Source organism: Pseudomonas sp. ICMP 460 (assembly GCF_002723595.1).
Classification (GTDB): Bacteria; Pseudomonadota; Gammaproteobacteria; order Pseudomonadales; family Pseudomonadaceae; genus Aquipseudomonas; species Aquipseudomonas kitaguniensis.
Map to the genome: position 1 here is coordinate 68357 of NZ_LKBR01000007.1, position 18370 is coordinate 86726.

At 59.3% G+C, this 18370-nt stretch carries 17 protein-coding genes, 1 tRNA gene and 2 pseudogenes; 11 read left to right on the top strand and 9 right to left on the bottom strand.

Annotated features, from left to right (window positions below):
• Window positions 1–350 precede the first annotated feature (350 nt).
• Window positions 351–426, top strand: a tRNA-Asn gene (locus AO240_RS07150).
• A gap of 144 nt (window positions 427–570) precedes the next feature.
• On the opposite strand, the gene AO240_RS07155 is transcribed toward AO240_RS07150, so the two are convergent.
• Window positions 571–1236, bottom strand: coding sequence for a TetR/AcrR family transcriptional regulator (locus AO240_RS07155; RefSeq protein ID WP_099235758.1), 666 nt, complete (start codon window positions 1234–1236; stop codon window positions 571–573).
• A 119-nt stretch (window positions 1237–1355) separates the two neighbouring features.
• On the opposite strand from AO240_RS07155, the gene AO240_RS07160 reads away from it, so the two are divergent.
• Window positions 1356–2573 (top strand): MFS transporter, encoded by a 1218-nt coding sequence (locus AO240_RS07160; RefSeq protein ID WP_099235760.1) that lies wholly within the window; start codon window positions 1356–1358, stop codon window positions 2571–2573.
• 55 nt (window positions 2574–2628) lie between these two features.
• Here the strand turns inward: AO240_RS07160 and AO240_RS07165 are convergent, their stop codons facing one another.
• Window positions 2629–3690: an SDR family oxidoreductase gene (locus AO240_RS07165; RefSeq protein ID WP_099235762.1), complete on the bottom strand. Its 1062-nt coding sequence runs from the start codon at window positions 3688–3690 to the stop codon at window positions 2629–2631.
• Between the two features lie 189 nt (window positions 3691–3879).
• Between AO240_RS07165 and AO240_RS07170 the strand changes: the two genes are divergently transcribed.
• Window positions 3880–4677, top strand: a complete 798-nt coding sequence (locus AO240_RS07170; protein WP_099235763.1) for a DNA/RNA non-specific endonuclease — start codon at window positions 3880–3882, stop codon at window positions 4675–4677.
• A 34-nt stretch (window positions 4678–4711) separates the two neighbouring features.
• Here AO240_RS07170 and AO240_RS07175 read toward each other — a convergent pair whose 3' ends face one another.
• A complete protein-coding gene (locus tag AO240_RS07175) occupies window positions 4712–4891 on the bottom strand; it encodes a DUF1289 domain-containing protein (RefSeq protein WP_099235764.1) in 180 nt (59 codons plus the stop codon).
• Between the two features lie 165 nt (window positions 4892–5056).
• Here AO240_RS07175 and AO240_RS07180 point away from each other — a divergent pair, with 165 nt between their 5' ends.
• From AO240_RS07180 to AO240_RS07190, 3 genes are all read left to right on the top strand, one after another.
• Entirely contained in the window at window positions 5057–6268 is a 1212-nt protein-coding gene (locus AO240_RS07180) for a YeeE/YedE family protein (RefSeq protein WP_099235766.1), read from the top strand.
• A 141-nt stretch (window positions 6269–6409) separates the two neighbouring features.
• Complete coding sequence (locus AO240_RS07185; RefSeq protein ID WP_099235767.1) at window positions 6410–6952, top strand: cysteine hydrolase family protein; 543 nt, start codon at window positions 6410–6412, stop codon at window positions 6950–6952.
• A gap of 4 nt (window positions 6953–6956) precedes the next feature.
• Window positions 6957–7940 carry a GlxA family transcriptional regulator gene (locus AO240_RS07190; protein ID WP_099235769.1) on the top strand — a complete coding sequence of 328 codons (984 nt, stop codon included), beginning with the start codon at window positions 6957–6959 and terminating at the stop codon, window positions 7938–7940.
• On the opposite strand, the gene AO240_RS07195 is transcribed toward AO240_RS07190, so the two are convergent.
• Window positions 7911–8078 carry a DUF2986 domain-containing protein gene (locus tag AO240_RS07195; protein WP_099235771.1) on the bottom strand — a complete coding sequence of 56 codons (168 nt, stop codon included), beginning with the start codon at window positions 8076–8078 and terminating at the stop codon, window positions 7911–7913. The genes AO240_RS07190 and AO240_RS07195 overlap by 30 nt on opposite strands.
• A gap of 193 nt (window positions 8079–8271) precedes the next feature.
• Here AO240_RS07195 and AO240_RS29250 point away from each other — a divergent pair.
• From AO240_RS29250 to AO240_RS07205, 3 genes and pseudogenes are all read left to right on the top strand, one after another.
• Window positions 8272–8805: pseudogene (locus AO240_RS29250) on the top strand (MCP four helix bundle domain-containing protein); the annotation flags it as partial.
• A gap of 432 nt (window positions 8806–9237) precedes the next feature.
• Window positions 9238–9927: pseudogene (locus tag AO240_RS29255) on the top strand (methyl-accepting chemotaxis protein); the annotation flags it as partial.
• 214 nt (window positions 9928–10141) lie between these two features.
• Complete coding sequence (locus AO240_RS07205; RefSeq protein WP_099235774.1) at window positions 10142–11782, top strand: methyl-accepting chemotaxis protein; 1641 nt, start codon at window positions 10142–10144, stop codon at window positions 11780–11782.
• A gap of 167 nt (window positions 11783–11949) precedes the next feature.
• Here AO240_RS07205 and AO240_RS07210 read toward each other — a convergent pair whose 3' ends face one another.
• The 3 genes from AO240_RS07210 to AO240_RS07220 form a co-directional block, all read right to left on the bottom strand.
• Entirely contained in the window at window positions 11950–13185 is a 1236-nt protein-coding gene (locus AO240_RS07210) for a type II toxin-antitoxin system HipA family toxin (protein WP_099235776.1), read from the bottom strand.
• On the bottom strand, window positions 13178–13423 hold the full coding sequence (locus tag AO240_RS07215) for a helix-turn-helix domain-containing protein (RefSeq protein ID WP_099235920.1): 246 nt from the start codon (window positions 13421–13423) through the stop codon (window positions 13178–13180). Before AO240_RS07215 ends, AO240_RS07210 begins: the two co-directional genes overlap by 8 nt.
• Window positions 13424–13619: 196 nt before the next feature.
• Entirely contained in the window at window positions 13620–15641 is a 2022-nt protein-coding gene (locus tag AO240_RS07220) for a methyl-accepting chemotaxis protein (protein WP_099235778.1), read from the bottom strand.
• A 208-nt stretch (window positions 15642–15849) separates the two neighbouring features.
• Between AO240_RS07220 and msrA the strand changes: the two genes are divergently transcribed.
• Window positions 15850–16356, top strand: coding sequence for a peptide-methionine (S)-S-oxide reductase MsrA (gene msrA, locus AO240_RS07225; RefSeq protein ID WP_099235779.1), 507 nt, complete (start codon window positions 15850–15852; stop codon window positions 16354–16356).
• 149 nt (window positions 16357–16505) lie between these two features.
• Window positions 16506–16862 (top strand): hypothetical protein, encoded by a 357-nt coding sequence (locus tag AO240_RS07230; protein ID WP_099235781.1) that lies wholly within the window; start codon window positions 16506–16508, stop codon window positions 16860–16862.
• Window positions 16863–17069: 207 nt separating this feature from the next.
• On the opposite strand, the gene AO240_RS07235 is transcribed toward AO240_RS07230, so the two are convergent.
• Together AO240_RS07235 and AO240_RS07240 are read right to left on the bottom strand one after the other, a co-directional pair.
• Window positions 17070–17498 carry a VirK family protein gene (locus AO240_RS07235; RefSeq protein ID WP_177445794.1) on the bottom strand — a complete coding sequence of 143 codons (429 nt, stop codon included), beginning with the start codon at window positions 17496–17498 and terminating at the stop codon, window positions 17070–17072.
• Between the two features lie 124 nt (window positions 17499–17622).
• Window positions 17623–18162 carry an adenylate kinase gene (locus AO240_RS07240; protein WP_099235783.1) on the bottom strand — a complete coding sequence of 180 codons (540 nt, stop codon included), beginning with the start codon at window positions 18160–18162 and terminating at the stop codon, window positions 17623–17625.
• Window positions 18163–18370 lie beyond the last annotated feature (208 nt).

The window sequence follows — 18370 nt, forward strand, 5'->3', positions numbered from 1 at the left end:
CTGTTCCTTCAGTTCCGTAAAACTTTGGAAACAGTTTAGACCGCTTTGCCGTGGGTTATAAGCCCCGGGCACTGCCACACGTCTTGTCATCGCTTGACCTGCTTGAAGGGTTTAGAGCGAGATTCATGCCATAACGTTTCATTATATTAAAACTCTTATAAATCAATCGACTGTTAGTCTCGCCGTGAGCAGCCGCCGCGTGACCGCGCCAGTAATTTGGCTAACGAGGCTGAAAGTGGCTGCCAGCAGCGAGCCTGCGCACCACGTTTAGCCCTGGTCGAATCCTGGATTTTACGCAGTTGCCGCACGATGCTTGACTTTCTCTTTTTAATCAGTAACATACGGCGCATTCCGCGATAGCTCAGTTGGTAGAGCAAATGACTGTTAATCATTGGGTCCCTGGTTCGAGTCCAGGTCGTGGAGCCAGATAGTAAAAAGCCTGCAGAGATGCAGGCTTTTTTTTGCCCTGGATTTGGTGGCATTCAGAAGTCCTTGGCCCAGAGGGCGCGCACTGCCTGGCAGGCCGCCATCAGGTTGCAGGCTGTTCTGCTACTCGGTTAACGCGATTCATCAGGATGCTTGCTGTGCCAGGGTTGCAGCGTCGTCCTTGGCCTGGAGCGTAACGCTCGACGCGGCAATGTCCCATGTCAGCAGAACCTGTGTGATGGCCGCATCGAGGGTCGCGTGCGATGCGTTATCGCGCGCAAGTATTGATACGCCCTGCAAGAAGCTGTCAAACACGGTGGCTAGCGCCTCGACATTAAGCGTGGCCGGTAGCTGACCCGCACTGACCCCGCGCTCAACGCACGCCAGGATGCCGGCGCGTGTTCGCGCTCTGGAGTGCGTTAACGCTTGGGCGACCTGCGCATTTTCGGGGCTCGGTGCACTCATCACCCCAAGGGTCACCATGCAGCCTTTGGGATGCTCGCCTTCACACTGCATACGCGCCGACTGGCGCAGCGCGGTCTCGATGGCTTGTCGCGGTGGCAGGGTTTCATCCCACAGGCATTCGGTGACTTGGGCGTAGGTCGCCAAATAGCGCTGCACGCACTCATCGAACAGCGCCTCTTTAGAACCGAATGCCGCGTAAAAGCTCGGCGCAGAAATACCGCCACCCAGGCCGGCCTTGAGCTGGGTCAGCGAAGTGGCGTCGTAGCCGTGTTCCCAGAACAGATGCATGGCCTGTTCCACGGCGTGGTCACGGTCGAAATTACGCGGGCGGCCCATTTGTGCCATGTCAGCAATCCTCTGATTAACGAGATAAATACTAGTCGATACATAAGTCTTTGACAATCTGCGGTGCGTGCTGCAACATTTGTATCGATCGATATCTAAGTCGCCTCAAGGAGTCTCCCGTGACACCCTCACTTAGCGTAGCCGCAGCATCCGACCGCTTGCCGATAGGCGCCTTGCTCGCCTTGGCCATGACGGGTTTTATCTGCATCGTCACCGAAACTCTGCCCGCGGGCCTGTTGCCGTTGATCAGCGAAGGCTTGTCGATTTCGCCGTCGATGGCCGGGCAGATGGTCACCGCCTACGCGCTGGGTTCGGTACTGGCGGTGATCCCCATGACCATCGCCACCCGAGGTTGGCGGCGGCGTAATGTGCTGATGCTGACGATTGTCGGCTTTCTGCTATTCAACTCCATCACGGCGTTTTCGGCGCACTACGGCGTGACCTTGGTGGCGCGCTTTTTTGCCGGTGTGGCCGCCGGGTTGGCCTGGAGTTTGTTGGCCGGTTACGCCCGGCGCATGGTCGCGCCGCATCAGCAGGGCAGGGCGTTGGCACTGGCGATGGTCGGCACACCGATTGCGCTGTCGCTGGGCGTACCGCTCGGCACCTGGCTAGGCGGCCTGGTGGGCTGGCGCACGACGTTCGGCATCATGTCGGCGCTGACACTGGTGTTAATCGTCTGGGTGCTGCTGAAGGTGCCCGACTATCCGCCACAGGCTGAGCACCAGCGTGTGTCGCTGCGCAACGTGCTGACGACGCCCGGCGTAAGGCCAGTGCTGGCGGTGGTGATCAGTTGGATGCTGGCGCACAACATTCTGTACACCTATATCGCGCCATTTTTGCTGCCGGCCGGTTTGGCTGGCCGCGTGGATCTGGTGTTGCTGGTATTCGGCGTTGCCGCATTGGCCGGCATCTGGCTGACGGCCAAACTGGTCGAGCCTCTGCTGCGCAAGACCGTGCTGGCAAGCCTGGCGATGTTTGCGACGGTGAGCGTGGCCTTCGGTTTGCTGGGCGATGTGCCGCAGGTGATTTACCTCGGCGTAGCGGTGTGGGGCCTGAGTTTTGGAGGCGCCGCAACGTTGCTGCAAACTGCCCTTGCGGACGCAGCCGGCGATGGCGCAGACGTGGCGTTATCGTTGAATGTGGTGGCGTGGAACAGTGCCATTGCCGCCAGCGGTATCCTCGGCGCAGTGTTGCTGGATACGTGGGGCGTGGCTTCATTCCCGTGGGCGATGCTGGTGTTGTTGGCGGTGGCGTTGTGCATCGCGTGGTCGGCGCAGGCGCATGGCTTCAAACCGGGGCAGCGCTCTGCCGATGGGCCTGCGGCGTCAGGGCATTAGGCGCAAAGCGCTTGACCGCTGCCGGTCAAGCGCGCTCTGCCCGCGGTAGCCAGCCTCAAGGAACCAAGCGCTGGGCCCGCAGTTGATCGAACACATCAAAAAACGCCTGGTCGCTGGCCTGGTAGGCGGTGAACCCCATTTTGCGGCTCTTGGACATGTCCGTGACCACCTCGATCGGCCGGCCAAGGTCGGCATCGGTGTGCCAAGGGGAGGCCAGGCGGCTGATGTCGGTTTCTGCCAGGCCATGTTGCTCGGCGATCTGGCTCCAGGTGTTCTGATCATCGGCCATTTGCTGTTCAAGCGGGGTGACGGAGGCCGGGAAGTCGGCGGGTATCAGGCCGAAATAACCCGCTATCTGGCCCCACATCCATTGCCAGCGAAACACATCGCCATTGGTGATGTTGAACGCCTGGTTGGCCGCCGCCGGCGTGGTGGCGGCCCATAGCTGTTGTTTGGCCAGTTGCCGCGCATCGGTCATGTCGGTGAGGCTGTCCCACTGCACGCGCGAGCCAGGGAAGACAAACGGGCGCCCGGTGTGCTTGCAGATGCTGGCGTAGACGGCGAGGGTGGTCGCCATGTTCATCGCATTGCCCACGGCGACGCCGGTGACGGTGTGCGGGCGGTGAACGCTCCAGGTGAAACCGTCCTTTTCAGCGGCGGCGAACACTTCGTCTTCCTGCGCATAATAGAAGTTCTCTACCTCCAGTCGGCCCTGTTCTTCACGGAACGGCGTCTGCGGCAGGCTGCCTTTGCCGTACGCTTCGAACGGGCCAAGGTAGTGCTTCAAACCGGTGACCAATGCCACGTGCTGCACGCTGCCAGCCGGGCGCACGGCATCGAGTACGTTGCGCACCATGGCGGCATTGACGCGAATATTCTCGGCCTCGGTGGCCTGGCGAGACCAGGTGGTGATGAACACATGGGTCGGCTTCAGGTCGGCCAGCGCTTGTTGCACAGAGGCCGGGTCTTGCAGGTCGGCAGCCACCGGAATCACCCCAGGTACTTTCGAGGGGCTGCGGGAAAGCGCGGCGACCTGCCACTTATTGTCGAGCAGTAATTGGGTGATGGCGCTGCCAACGATGCCGCTGGCGCCCACGACTAATGCGATTTGGGTCATAAGATTCTCCCGAGGATGTAGGTTTCTGAGCCCCTGAGGCCACTGAGGTTCAACCCGTGCACGACACGCGCGGCACCAAAGGCGCTTATGAAGGTCCATAAGCCCCGCACGATCGTCAGCGCTCGTGCCTCTGTCGGTTCCATGAGCCGGAATTCGTTATCTGTTGACCCTCACCATAAGATCTAACGCATGTACCTACGCAACCTTGCAATCGGGCTCTCGGCCCTTGTTTTACTTTCCACCTCGGCGCACGCCCGCAGTCTGGCCAACCCTTATACCGCCGAGCAGCGAAAGGCCTCGTTTGACAGTTGCGCCGAACTCTTCCCCGCATCGAACCCAATCAAGACGGCCACCGTACCCGCGTCGATGAAGCCCATGGCGCTGTGTTCCGACACGTTTGCGGTGGTGTATTCGCAAACCAGCAAGACGCCACTGTTGGTCGTCGAGCGCCTGAACGCTGCCCAACTGCGCGATGCCAAAGGTGAGGAGCGCACCAACCAGTTCTACCCGGACCCGCGCATCCCGAAGAGTGGTCGTGCAGAGTTGAGCGACTACCGCAGCCAGAAGCCGGCCATGGACCGCGGCCATCAAGCCCCCGCTGCCGATGCACCGAACGCGCATGCGATGGCGCAGTCGTTCGCGCTGTCGAACATGGTGCCGCAAAACCCCACTAACAATCGCAAGATCTGGAGCAAGGTGGAGGCGGACGTGCGCAAGTTTGCCAAGCGCGCCGGCGGCAATGTGTATGTGTTCACTGGCCCTTTGTTTGACACGGGTTATCGCACCACGGGCCGCAACAAAGTGTGGGTGCCGACGCGCCTGTTCAAGCTGGTGTATGACGCCTCCTCGAAACGCGCCTGGGCCTACGTGCTGCCCAATGCTGAAACGCGCATTCAACGGCCGATGGACTACGACACGTTTGTGAAGACCACCGGGCTCAAGCTGCTGGGCAATCTGCCGGTCACCGGCTCCATCGGTCGAGGCTGATGTGACGCCCCAAAGGCTGGCAGCAGCGCCAGCCTTACTTGGGCTTTTTCAGCGCCTTCAAGCGCAACGTTGCACGCTGAACGGCGGCCATTTTTTCCGGGCGTTTCATGCGTTTCCATTTGCGGATGTCGTCCTTGGTCCGGCCGCAGCTGACGCATAAATCGCCACTGAGCTGGCACGTGGAAATGCACGGGTTCTCAATATCTTTAGCCAAGGGTTCACCTGCCTGTGCAAAGCCTCACCACGCAGAGGCTGCGTTTTGCGTTTTACTCGTGGGCTGCGCCAAGCACACCCCGGATTACTCCCAAAAAAGCGCCGCCACAGGGTTTATACTTGCCGCCATCGTACCCAACCCCATTCATACACACCGAGATACCCCATGAGTAACGCTATTCCCCTCGCCCCCGCGCGCAAGCCCATCGCGCCGTGGGCGGCTTTCATCATACTGGTGATGGGCGCCATGTTCCTGCAAAGCAGCGTCGGCTCACGCCAGGTGCTGCTGCTGGTAGTCGGCGCCGCGCTGGGCTTGACCTTGTACCACGCAGCCTTTGGTTTCACCTCCGCCTGGCGGGTGTTTATCAATGACCGGCGTGGCGCCGGTCTGCGTGCGCAAATGGTGATGCTGGCCGTGGCGGTGCTGCTGTTCTTTCCCGCGCTCGGGGCGGGCACACTGCTTGGCCAGCCGGTGGTCGGGCTGGTGGCGCCGGCCGGTGTGTCGGTGGTGTTTGGTGCGTTTATTTTCGGCATCGGCATGCAGTTGGGCGGCGGTTGCGCGTCGGGCACCTTGTTCACTGCGGGCGGCGGTAATGCGCGCATGTTGGTCACGTTGCTGTTCTTTATTTGCGGCTCGTTGATCGCCACGCACCATGTTGACTGGTGGTTTGCGCTGCCGGCGTTCCCTGCGGTGTCCATCGTCAAAAGCTTCGGCGTGCTGCCTGCTTTGCTCATCAGCCTGGCGGTGTTCGGCCTGATTGCTGCCGTCACGGTGCGCCTGGAAAAACGCCGCCATGGTCAGCTTGAACAGGCCGTGACCAGTCAACACGCAGGCCTGCGCCGCTTCCTGCGCGGGCCGTGGCCATTGGTGTGGGGCGCCATAGGCTTGGCGCTGCTCAACTACGCGACCCTGGCATTGGCCGGGCGGCCTTGGGGCATCACCTCGGCGTTCGCGTTGTGGGGCGCCAAAGTGGCGAGCGGGTTGGGTGTGGATGTGGCCAGCTGGGCGTTCTGGCAAATGCCGGGCAATGCCAAGGCACTCGCCGCGCCGGTGTGGGAAGACATCACCAGCGTCATGGACATCGGCATTATGCTCGGTGCCTTGTTGGCCGCAGGGTTGGCTGGGCGTTTCGCCCCCAGCCTGAAAATTCCGGCGCGCTCGCTGGTGGCTGCGGTGATCGGTGGCCTGTTACTCGGTTATGGCTCGCGTCTGGCGTACGGTTGCAACATCGGTGCGTACTTCAGCGGTATCGCCTCGGGCAGCTTGCATGGCTGGGTATGGTTAGTGGCGGCGTTTATCGGCAACAGCGTGGGCGTGCGATTGCGGCCGTGGTTCTTTGCGGGCGAGCGGCCACAGGTGGCGTTGAGCGGTTGCTGAGCCCATCAGGGTGCGCAGAGTGCCCTGGATAATAATGTCCGAATACGTCCTCAAGTGGTCCGAAGTACGCCTGTTGTTCACCCGGCATGGTCCTTACCATGGCTTGCATCATTCATCACGATGCAAGCCTTAAGGACCTTTATGAGCCACAAAGCGCTTATTGTTATCGACGCCCAGCAGTCGTTCCGCCATTCAGAATATTGGTCCGAAAATGACCTGCCCGGTTACTTGGCAAAACAACAGGCACTGATCGACGGGTGTGTTCAACACGGCATCCCGGTGATACAAGTCTTGCATGTTGAGGACCACGGGTATTTTTCACTGGCCTCGGGTCACGTCAGGGCGTTCAGCGAGTTGTCGATCAACCCGGACCTGATCATTCACAAGCGCTACCACAGCGCTTTTGCCGGAACGCCCCTGGCGGCCCGGCTCACACAGATGGGAGTCACGACGCTGATCATCAGTGGCATTCGTACCGAACAATGCTGTGAAACCACCACGCGGCACGCGTCCGACAGCGGCTTCAGTGTGGACTTTGTCAGCGAAGCGACGCTGACCTTCGAGATGACGCACGCGCGCAGTGGCCGGCTTTACACCCCGGCCGAGATTCGCGAGCGCACGGAGTTGGTTCTGGAAGGGCGTTTTGCGCGCATCGTCACCGTCGCCCAGGCGTTGCAGGGTTGACGCCATGAGCGTGCCGGTGCTGTTTGTGCTGTTGCCCAACGCACTGATGCTGGATTTGGCCGGGCCTGCCGAGGTGTTGCGCCTTGCCGCGCAAGCCGAAGGCCCGGCGTCGGTCGCTTTCGACTTGCAGTACGTCAGCCCGGTAGCGGCGCTGCAAACGTCCATCGGCCTGCCGCTGAATGGCTTGGCGCCGCTGCCGCGAGCCTTGGCACCTGGCACGCTGGTGGTGTTGGTGGGCTCCACGCCGTTGCGGAAGACAGCTTGCCGGCAGGCATTCGAGTCGGCCAGCGCGGTGCTCACCGAGTGGCTGAAAACCGTTTTTGCGCCCTCGGGCGAGCGCTTGGTGTGCGTGTGCGCCGGGGCGTTGAGCGCCGCTCGGGCCGGGCTGCTCGATGGCCGCCAGTGCACCACGCACCACGCGTTGTGCGCGACGCTGCAGGCCATCGCGCCCAAGGCCCGCGTGCTTGAAAACCGCCTGTATGTCATCGACGGCCCGGTCAGTTGCAGCGCCGGGGTGACGGCCGGTATCGACCTGATGCTGCACCTGGTTGCCGAGCTGGCGGGGCCACGGCTGGCCTGCGCCGTTGCGCGCGACATGGTGGTGTACATGCGCCGCAGCGGCGCCGACCCGCAACTCTCGCCTTGGCTAGCCGGTCGCAACCACGTGCACCCGGCCGTGCATCGGGTGCAGGACGCCATAACGGCGGCCCCGTGCGAGGCATGGAGCGTCACGCGCATGGCCGCCCTGGCCTGCACCAGCAGCCGCCACTTGGCGCGGTTGTTCCACGAACACGCGGGTATCAGCCCGCTGGATTACCTGCACACGCTGCGTCTGACCGTGGCGCGTGAATTACTCGCCGAGTCGGCCCTGAACATCGACACCGTCGCCGAGCGCGCAGGTTTTGGTTCGGCGCGCCACTTGCGGCGTATCTGGGGCAAATACGAAGCCGGTACGCCCTCAGCTGGGCGCGTCGCACTCGGTGGTTGATGCTGGCTCAGCCTCAGCCGCCAGCTTCGCGCGGTCGGCCTTGCTGATGTATTGATCTTTGTTTTTCGGCGCCAGTTTGGCGCTGGCCTTTTTGGCTTTGGCCTTAAACAGCTGCTTCAGTTTTTTCTGGCGATTCATCGTTTGCTACTCAGCGGGTAAGTGCCGGAATCATATCAGCTTAAGCCCTGCGCCCAAGTATCCGCCGGAATGACCCTGAGTTGGCAAGATCCCTGCAATCAGCCCCTCAAGACCCGCCCATTCAAGTCGATATGTAGGTATTCAGCCGTTAGGGCTCCCTCCGCAGTTACATCTCTGTCATCAGGGGTATTTCATGATCAATAAGAACGTAGAAGCGAATGCAGGCTTCAGCGTCAAACGGCGTTTGATGCTTTCGACATTCGCCATAATTTTGGTGTTTGTTGCGTTGTCCGTTTTCATGATTCAAGCCCTTAAAACATCGACCGACAATGTCGATGCATTGTTTAACAAAGACTTTCTGAAGATGGAGGCGGTCAACAGCATCGACGGAGCCCTGACCCGCGTAGACATCAACATTTTGCGCATGATTGCGATCGGCGACCCGGTGCAGATACCGCAATGGAAGGCCCAGAACGAAAGCGCTTTTGCGCGCATTGATAACCTGACCGAGCAACTCACGGCCAAAGGCAACAATACGCCGAGCGACGGTGTCTTCGAAAAACTGCAAAGCGACTACAGAAAGCTGCGTGACGGCATGCGCCATCAGACCACCGTTATCGAGTCAGGCGACATCCCTGGCGCCACCAAAATCAACCGCGAAGAAGTTAAACCGTTTGCCGAGCAAGTCTTCGGGACGCTCCAGCAACTGCGCGAACAGGGCAAGGAGCAGGCGCAACTGCGCTTTCAGGAGCAAGTCGCCAGCGCCAGCCAAACGCGCATTATCGCGATTTTCGTGACGCTGCTTATTTCGGTGATCGGCGTCATCGTTACCCTGATGACCACGCGCAGTATCCTGCGTGCTATCGGCGGCGAGCCGAGTGTAGTGGCCGACTTCACCCGCGTCATCGCCCAGGGCGACCTCAGCAAGAACATTGAATTGGCCAGCGGCGACACCACTAGCGTGGCTGCCGCCGTCGGCAACATGCAACAGCAACTGCGCCAGACCTTGCAGCAAATCGCGTCATCCGCCAACCAACTCTCGACCGCCGCCGAGCAACTTACCAGCATCACTCAAGAAGGTGCGGTTGGCCTGCAAAAACAGGCGAATGAGATTGATATGGCGGCCACCGCCGTCAATCAAATGACCAGCGCTGTAGAAGAGGTTGCGCGCAACGCCGAACACACCTCGCATTCTTCCAGCAGCGCGACGGGGGCGGCCGAAGAAGGCTCGGCGCTGGTCAAAAAAACCGTAACGGCTATCGATAATATGGGCGTGGACATCGGTAAGACTTCCCTGCTGATAGGCGAGTTGGCCGGCCAGTCGCGTGACATTGGCAAGGTGCTCGATGTGATTCGTGGCCTTGCGGATCAAACTAACCTGTTGGCGCTGAACGCCGCCATCGAGGCTGCCCGGGCAGGTGAAGCAGGCCGTGGGTTTGCCGTTGTCGCCGACGAAGTGCGCGCGCTGGCTCACCGCACGCAGCAATCGACCAGCGAAATCGAGCGCTTGGTCAGCGGCATTCAGAATGGCACGGACCGAGCCGTCGGTTCCATGCAAGGCAACACTGAATTGGCCGCCAGCACCTTGCTTATCGCAGAAGGCGCGAGCGAAGCCCTTGGCAAAATCAACGCGGCGGTCAGCGAGATTAATGGTCTGAATTTGGTCATCGCCAGCGCATCGCAGGAACAGGCGCACGTGGCTCGGGAAGTTGATCGTAACCTGGTCAACATCCGCGACTTGTCTATCCAGTCATCCCAGGGCGCCTCGCAGACGACCGGCGCCAGCCATGAGTTGTCGCGGTTGGCTGAAGACTTGAGCGCAATTGTTGGACGATTCAGGCTGATTTAAAGAAAGGTCTGCGTAGCGGCTGGCGCGACCAGTCGCGGGTTGCACTGTCGACTGCCGTTACGTCGCGTCCCTGAAGCGACCTACAGAAAGTACCTCTGGTCTCTGAACGTTAAAGCGTCACATGTTCTTGCCGACAAACTTTAAGAGCGCGGTTAATACCGCGTCTCTGCTCATTTCAGGGCTTACCTTTACTACAGATCATAGGGTGAAAAATATGCATTGGTTTCGTGATGCGAAGCTGTCCAGCAAACTAATCGCAGCATTTGGTGTGTGTGCGGTTATCACCCTGGTGGTTGGGTTACTCGGTAACCGTGGGGTCACGCAGTTATCCGACAGCCTGAATTTGACGTTTTCGAACAACCTTGTTTCAGTGGCGAAAACCGCCGAAGCCAAAACTAATGCCATCGCCCAGCTTCGCGATTTGTACAGCCTCGTTTCCGCCACCGCTGCCGGGGCGCCACAAAGCGCCAAGGACGAGATATTGAATAACCTGACCGCCAGCCGCGTGGCCAGTGAAAAAGCCTTTGCCGAGTACCGCACCACGCCGCTGGCAGATGACGAGCGCGCGGCGGGTGACAAGATGGTAAAGGACTGGCCGGATTATCAGGCGCAAGTGCAAAAAGCAGTCAGCGCGTTGCAAGCTGGCGACGTTCCGGCGGCTCGTTCGCTGATTGCCGGTGACGTGCAACGCGGTTTCAACACGGTCATTGCCGAGTTGACGATCATGGTCGAGTCAAACAACCGCCAAATCGGCGAAGGTGCCAAAGACGCTGATGATTTGGGGCGGTCAGCAACCACCACACTTTACATCGGCATTGCGATTGCCTTTGTTGCAGCCTTGCTCTTGGGTATTTTTATCAGCCGACTCATCAGCCGGCCTATCGCGTTGGCTGTTTCCAGCGCCGAACGTATTGCCCAAGGTGACCTCACCCAGACCATCCACAGTGCCGCGCGCGATGAGACCGGGCAATTGTTGACTGCCTTGGGGGCAATGCAGGGCAGCCTTAAAACTACCATCCACCAGATTGCAGATGCGTCCAATCAGTTGGCGTCGGCTGCCGAGGAATTGAACGCGGTGACCGAAGACGGCAGCCGTGGGCTGCTTCGGCAAAATGATGAGATTCAGCAGGCGGCTACTGCGGTGACCGAAATGACCTCGGCGGTGGAAGAGGTTGCGCGTAATGCGCAGTCGGCCTCCGAAGCGTCCAAATCGGCCAGCTCGCAGGCCAGCCTGGGTGTGGGTCAGGCACAAAATGCGGTGACTGCGGTGAACAGCGCGACCGTGGAAATCAAGTCGTCGACCGCCATCGTGGAAGACCTGGCAGTGCAGGTTCGCGACATTGGCAAGGTGCTCGACGTGATCCGCGGCATTGCCGAACAAACCAACTTGCTCGCGCTGAATGCTGCCATCGAGGCTGCCCGGGCGGGCGAGCAAGGTCGTGGTTTTGCGGTGGTTGCAGACGAAGTGCGCGCATTGGCGGCCAGGACCCAATCGTCCACGGGCGAAATTGAAAGCATGATCGGCGCAGTGCAATCCAGGGCTGATCAGGCCGTGGTAGCCATGGGCAAGAGCCAGTCGCTGGTCACCGACACGCAAGTGCTGGCCCAGGCCACCGGGGATGCGCTGGAACAGATCGCGCAAGGCATCGGCCAGATCAACGACCGCAACCTCGTCATCGCCAGTGCGTGCGAGGAGCAAGCTAACGTCGCGCGCGAGGTAGACCGCAACTTGATCAACATTCAGGACCTGTCGACACAGACGGCTGCCGGCGCGCATCAGACCACGGCGTCTTCACAAGACCTGTCGCGCCTGGCGGTTTCATTTAATGAATTGGTCAGCCGATTCAAGCTGTGAAGCGCGGCTGAAAAGCACGATGCGCGCTGAACGACTAAGCGCGCTGATCGCGTAGTAAAGGAAAAGGCCCCGGCGTTATCAGGCGAGCGGGGCACTCGCGTTGAAGGGTCAAGCCGTATGCGCTGTGACTGTTGCCCAATAGACCTGCGCGCAAGTAACCGGCGAAATCACTCTGGCTCAATACTCCGCACCAGCCCGCTAGCCCACGCAGCGCTCATCCTTTCCCCGAACGCCTCAAACTCAGGGTGGGAACTCTGATACTCCGAAAGTTCAACCCTCGCACGGCTCACGCCACTGTGCACGCGCGCTAGCAATTGGGTGCAGCGAGCTTCCGTCAAATTGCACGAGCTGCGCGCGAACTGCACCAGCATCTTGCGTTTTGGCCAAGCCTTTGAGCCGCCAAGCAACAGACCCATAATATCGTTGACTTGATATACCGTGGTCGTCACCAGATCGTAAGCGGGGGCGAGCCAAACATCAGCGTCTTCGCCACAATTCTCATACAGCAAACCGAAATTCTTTAAATGCGCGTCACCATTTTGAAGGGCGGCAGAAAGCGCCACCATCATGAAGAAGTCCTCCAACGCCTTGGTCACGCGGTGCGGGGATACATACGTCTTGATCAGCTTCGCGCAGCCCTGATAGCTGCCGTCGTACTTCTTATTTGTCCCCCATCCCGATAGGACGCACATGTCCTCAAACCCGAGGTAGGCGGTAGCACCGATGTCGAACCGCTTAACCACCAGAAATTTACCGTGTTGGCTAAGCTGGCATTCAGGCACGTCCAGGCCTGTATGAAAGGCCGCACGCATGCAGAAAAACTCATTGGCCGCCAGATGCGCGAAGTCGGTGTCATTGAACGCCTTCACCAGGTGCGTCGCGCCACGGTGGGTGAGGCGCCCAACCTCGGAAACCGTGTCACCCGCATCGCGTACCAGTACCTTTGGCTGAACACCCGAAACCCCTGAATAGGCGGCGTATGTCTTCAGCAGGTCGTCGAACAGATCTTTCGTCCCGTCGTAGACCAACACCTTAGAGAGCTTGATTTCAGGCAGCGATTCGTCACCGGCGTGGTGTGCGACGCTGATACGCCCCAACTGATGTGGACCGACGATTCCCAGTAAGGCAAAGTCGTCAAAACCGCGCACGGACTTACTGAAACGCCGCACGAGTTCCGCCTTGAGGTGCCCCTCGGGAATGTGCATCTCAAACAGCGGGTGGATTCCATACGCCCAGTTGTAGCTCTGCAAGCGCACGGGCATGGTCAAGGAAACCGCGTCTTTTTCGGTTACGGCTGCGTTGTACGAGAACACCGAATCGCGCAGGTGTTCTTCGCTGCGCCCGAGCGTTCCTGCCGCCACGCTGCCGACGCCGATACAGAGTCGGTCACGTTGCCTACTCATGGACGTTTCCTGCTTTCAGTTCGTCGAGCGTCATACGTCGATGCTTGGGTATTGCGGTCAACGCGTAACCCAAGCCCTCAAGGATCGCAGCAACTTTGCGAATCCCTACCTCAGGGACGGTGTTGTTCTCAATCCCCGAAATTGTCGCGCGACTCATACCGTGCCGTTGCGCGAGCTGGCTTTGTGAAAGGCCAGCCGCCTTACGCAGGTTTTTGATCAGGAGGCCCAAGTTTTCCATATCGATTCGCATCCTATACGGTGCATTTTTGTATAAATGCTATTTTTGCATCGTATTCGATACGTTTACGTTTGAGTAGTGCTTTGTTTTAATGGGTCACCGCCTGCCCCAGAAACCGATACATCATGGCCTCCAACAGCGGCTCAATGTCACGCTGCGCTGCCGGTTTTTAACCCGAACTGCGCCCCGTTAAAGCTCACGCATGCGTTAGCCCAGTCAACGTATCCGCAAGGGTCTTCGTACGCTGCGCCGTACCCTCGGTGGCACGGCTGGATGCCTCCAGTGCATCGAGCATTTCGCGCAAGGCGCCCACACCCGTGGACTGGTCTTCGATTTGCTGGGCGACGCGTTGGATCTCGCTGGACAGCAAGCCAATATCCACGCCGATGTCCGCCGCATTCTTGCGGGTGATTTCCGCCAGCTTGCGCACCTCGTCCGCCACCACCGCAAAACCCCGGCCCAAGTCGCCTGCTCGCGCGGCCTCGATAGCGGCGTTGAGCGCCAACAAGTTGGTTTGCCCGGCGATCTGCTGAATCACTTGCACAATCGACTGGATGCGCAAACTCGAACCGGCCAGGCTGCGCGCGCCAACCACGGCGTCGTCGGCTTGGCTCGACAGGTCTTCGACCGTGGCCCCGGCCTGCGCCGACACGGTGTTCTGCCGGTCGATGGTGCCGACCAGTTCGTCCATCGATGCGTGCAACTCGCCGGAGTAGTGCTTGAGCTGCGAGGCGATTTGCGCCTGTTGGTGCTCGGCGTGGGCCAACACCTGGCCCAAGTCCGCGAGGCCTTCGAACACCGGTAAAATATTGCTGTCGAGCCCGCGGGTGTTCAGGGTGCCGGTGAAGTCATTGTTCTTGAACGCGGCAATCTGCTTGACCACCACGTGGTTCAAGCCCGCCAGCTTCTTCACTTGGCGGCGCAGGAAAAACGCCTTGAACTCGCCGTAATGCGCAATAAAGTTGTCGACGTATTCGTCGCTGAAACTCGCGCCCTTGGCCACTCGAAAGAAGAAAATCGCGGTCAGCGTCTGGTTCAAGTTCAAGCCGAGAATTTCACCAAAGGTCGAAAAACCGGCCAGCGGCACATCCCCAAACGTACCGGCCATGCTGCCCAGTTCGGCGCCGTTGTTCAGCCTGCGCAAAATGCAGTCATTCAGAATGCCCGCCACCGGCTGGCCACCCTTGCCGCGCAGGAACTGCTCGTAGTCCAAACGGGTAGCCTCCCGCAACGGCGTGCGCCGCACCATGACCAACTCCTCGCCGGGCGCCACGTCGCAAAACAGCTGGACGATTTGCTGCTCATAGTCGATCCGCGCGATGGAGCGCACAAACAATTCACTGCCCACGCGGATGGCAAACGAGTAATCCGCCAACGTTTGCTCCAGCGCCTGGGCCGTGCAATTGAAGGCATCGCACAGCGCCTGCACCATGCTCTTGATATTGCCTTTGCTGTCGATGACCTGGTCTATCGTGCGGTCTTCTACCGAGGCGGTCAGCACACTGAAGGTCAAATCCGCCGGCTTGAAGTTCTGGCTTTTAAACACACCAAACCGCACCTGCGCCGCCGTTTTCAGGAACACAATTTGTGCATGGTTCTGATAGCTGCGCTGGCCGTCATGGATCAGCGTCTTCTGAAAGTCCGACTTGCCGCCCGCGGAACCGCCGACAAACAAACACGGAAAACGCCCCGACTCATACAGCGCTTCCATGAAAAACGACTCCGACGCCGACAACCCATCGAACACCACATACGCCAACGTGTCGCGGTGATCGATCTGCGTGCGCACCTGCACGCGCTTGATATTGCCCACCAACTTGGCGATTCGTTCCTGCATCCCCAAGCGCTTGCCGCCACTGCGAATGTCTTCACATTCCAGCGGCACCATCACCACTTCGGCGGAGGCGATCACACTCTCATCAAACAGCTGCAACACAATCCGGTCCCAACGCTCGCCCGTGGCGCAGTACAGCGCATCGGCCGAATTGCACAGCTCGCCAGAGGTGGTGCACAGGCTGATAGCGCTGTGCGCAAACCGGCGTTTGAGCTTGGCGGCGACGTGGTCGATGTCCAGGTGAGGCGAGATGAAACCGGTGATCAGCGTGGGCGTGATGTGCAGGTGGGTGAGGGCGGCGTCGAGTTCATTCGCCGTGCAGGTCAGGGTGGCGGCGCCCTGGCGATTGGCCCGGTTTTTTTTCAGGAAGGAAAATGGCTGCATTAGGGGGGCTCGATCGGATGGGGGGCACGCGGGATCTTGGCTGTGCGGTTAACCGGGGTATCGGCAGGCGGGTTGCGCAATAGAGGGGTGTTCACCCGAATGCGACCGATGGCCGCAATTGCCCGCGCGAATAACCGGCCGCGCAGCCTTGGTATTGGCCGGCACGGCCCCATAACTAAGCCATATCCATTAAGGGGAAGCACCGACCATGACCAACCAAACCGAAACCGCGATCCTCGCCGGCGGCTGCTTCTGGGGCATGCAAGACCTGCTGCGTCGCTACCCCGGCGTGCTGCACACGCGCGTCGGCTACACCGGCGGCGATGTGCCGAATGCCACCTACCGTAACCACGGTAACCATGCTGAAGCGATTGAAATTGTCTTCGACCCGGCGGTTATCACATACCGGCAGATTCTTGAGTTCTTTTTCCAGATACACGACCCCAGCACGCCAAACCGCCAGGGCAACGACCTTGGGCCAGGTTATCGCTCGGCGATCTATTACCTGAGCGAACAGCAACGCGACGTTGCCGAAGACACCGCTGCCGACGTAGATGCTTCCAGGTTATGGCCGGGCCGCGTGGTGACTGAAATCGAACCGGCGGGGCCGTTTTGGGAAGCGGAGCCGGAGCATCAGGATTATCTGGAGCGTATACCGAACGGCTATACGTGCCACTTTGTGCGGCCGAACTGGAAGCTGCCGAAGCGCGGTTGAGAGAGACGTTTCTCGGGGGCAAGGTCGTTGTGCGGTCCAAGCGCCCCCATTTTCGCAATAGCAGTTGTCTTGGCTGGGACAATTGCCGGTGGGGTCGCAGGCGAAGCGGTGGCGAGCTCACTGGACGAAGCGTTAGAGGCGCTCATACATTGGGAAATCTTCTGACCGAACCACTACTGACGAAAGCCATAGCTGCTCTTTCCGAGCCATTCAATGATTTTCCCGTCGAATATGAGTACGTGGCGAATCAGGTGAGAGGCGTCGACCCTGAAATACTTTATACAATCCTCTATTCAGAGGTCGCGCCGGTGTGCTTCACCAATCTCGTCGCAGCGGTGCCTCCGGTATGGACGGGATTCGACCCCGACCTACTCAGAGAGTCGATAGAAGAGAGGCTGGCAGCTAGAGAGCGCAACTGGTTTCGTCGGCAGTTCGATAAAGTGCTGGTTCGCTGGCTGCAATACAACTACGCCTACATCTGGAAGGAAATCGCCAGTAGGCTTTGAACCACGGCTTGCTGCAGGAAATGTACTCATCCTGCAAAACAACGGGGTAGGCGACGTGATCGCACGGCGCTGGCTGAGACTGTCTACAGTCAAAAGCGGTCTTTACGCTAGTGCTTTAAAACAGTCAGCACGACGGGGGCTGAAACTATACAACTTCACTGCCAGCCCCGGCAGTAATCGGTCAGCACAGCCCCAGCCCCATTGAATTTAATCGGCGGCAAAAAAACTCATGCCCTTACCGATAGCGCAGTTGTAAGTCAGGGTTTTATCCATCTGCTGGTAATTGGGCACGGAGAATATCGTCATGCTGAACTCGGCAGTGCCATCTGCGTGCACCCGGTAGCGCAGGAATTGATTAATCGGCTTGTCGTCACGATTCACCGTGAAGTGATCGTCGGCGAATGCCAGGGTGCCGTCTTCAGTGATGCGAAAGGCATCAATACGCAGGCCACCGCGGGTTTTGGTGGGCTTTGCCTCACTTGATCCAGGCTTACACAGGCCCAGATCAAGTACCACGGACACAGATTTACCCGCCAACAACGACTGTGTGACGGCAGGCAAATTGGGTAAAGCATCGCTGGCCCAGCTCATGGCGGGGAGGGACATTGCGAGCAAAAAAGTGCAGAACTTGTTCATGGCGTCTCCATTAAGGGGCATGGCGGGTGCAGGCGCTGCCTGCAAGGGGGTTTTACACTACGCCGGGTTTATGAACATTTGCAGTGTGTGCCGACAGAGCGGCGATGCGTCGATACCACGCTGCTTAAAGCGCGGATGACAACGCTTGAATGACATCTGCCGCCATTTTTTCAGCACTGCTCAACCCATCAATCCTTGCCGTCGGTGCCGTTTGCGTCGACATCCAGCGCTCGTGCCACGCCCTGTTGCGGCCGGAGAACGTTGGGTCGTCATACTGCGAGGCCCATTCCCGGAACGCCACATGGATCTCATGCATGTCGCCGCCGGGTGCGATTCGGTCTCCAAAGCGCTGCTTTTCACGTGCGGCCAATCGTTCGAGGCGAACCAGGGTGGGCGTTACCACAAACACGATCAGATCGACATTGCTGATCAGCGCATCTCCCCAACCCATGCAGGAACCGGTCAGTACCCAATCGTCATCACCGAAGTTTTGTTGAATCAGAGCCACGCGCTCATCGGGCGGGCGCTTGGTTGTAAATGGAGGGTTGGAGGGCAGCCAATAGAAGTCATCGACATCAAGATGGCGCAGGCTGAGCAAAGAGGCGAGGGTACGGCCCAGCGTTGTCACGCCTGCGCATGAGGCGCCTGTGATGTAGATCCGCATTGTTGCTCCATGAGTAAAAGTCGGTTTCGCACGGGGAATATTAATACCCATTAAAGTTGCACCCTTCCATGGACGATAACTGACTGCAACCCGGCGCGATTGTCTCAAGCGTTGCCCGCAACCTGCGTACTTAGCGCTTTCTTGGCTCTCATGTGGACTTTTAGCTTATCCGGATGTCTGAGCGTTTAGGTCGTTGGTTAGGCTCGAC

Excerpts from the sequence above, each read along its gene's own strand:
- AO240_RS07205 (WP_099235774.1), top strand. The coding sequence starts at position 10,142 with ATGCATTGGTTTCGTGATGCGAAGCTGTCCAGCAAACTAATCGCAGCA.
- AO240_RS07215 (WP_099235920.1), bottom strand. The coding sequence starts at position 13,423 with ATGGAAAACTTGGGCCTCCTGATCAAAAACCTGCGTAAGGCGGCTGGC.
- AO240_RS07195 (WP_099235771.1), bottom strand. The coding sequence starts at position 8,078 with ATGAATCGCCAGAAAAAACTGAAGCAGCTGTTTAAGGCCAAAGCCAAA.
- msrA (WP_099235779.1), top strand. The coding sequence starts at position 15,850 with ATGACCAACCAAACCGAAACCGCGATCCTCGCCGGCGGCTGCTTCTGG.
- AO240_RS07165 (WP_099235762.1), bottom strand. The coding sequence starts at position 3,690 with ATGACCCAAATCGCATTAGTCGTGGGCGCCAGCGGCATCGTTGGCAGC.
- AO240_RS07235 (WP_177445794.1), bottom strand. The coding sequence starts at position 17,498 with ATGAACAAGTTCTGCACTTTTTTGCTCGCAATGTCCCTCCCCGCCATG.
- AO240_RS07155 (WP_099235758.1), bottom strand. The coding sequence starts at position 1,236 with ATGGCACAAATGGGCCGCCCGCGTAATTTCGACCGTGACCACGCCGTG.
- AO240_RS07220 (WP_099235778.1), bottom strand. The coding sequence starts at position 15,641 with ATGCAGCCATTTTCCTTCCTGAAAAAAAACCGGGCCAATCGCCAGGGC.
- AO240_RS07190 (WP_099235769.1), top strand. The coding sequence starts at position 6,957 with ATGAGCGTGCCGGTGCTGTTTGTGCTGTTGCCCAACGCACTGATGCTG.
- AO240_RS07240 (WP_099235783.1), bottom strand. The coding sequence starts at position 18,162 with ATGCGGATCTACATCACAGGCGCCTCATGCGCAGGCGTGACAACGCTG.
- AO240_RS07170 (WP_099235763.1), top strand. The coding sequence starts at position 3,880 with ATGTACCTACGCAACCTTGCAATCGGGCTCTCGGCCCTTGTTTTACTT.
- AO240_RS07210 (WP_099235776.1), bottom strand. The coding sequence starts at position 13,185 with ATGAGTAGGCAACGTGACCGACTCTGTATCGGCGTCGGCAGCGTGGCG.
- AO240_RS07185 (WP_099235767.1), top strand. The coding sequence starts at position 6,410 with ATGAGCCACAAAGCGCTTATTGTTATCGACGCCCAGCAGTCGTTCCGC.
- AO240_RS07180 (WP_099235766.1), top strand. The coding sequence starts at position 5,057 with ATGAGTAACGCTATTCCCCTCGCCCCCGCGCGCAAGCCCATCGCGCCG.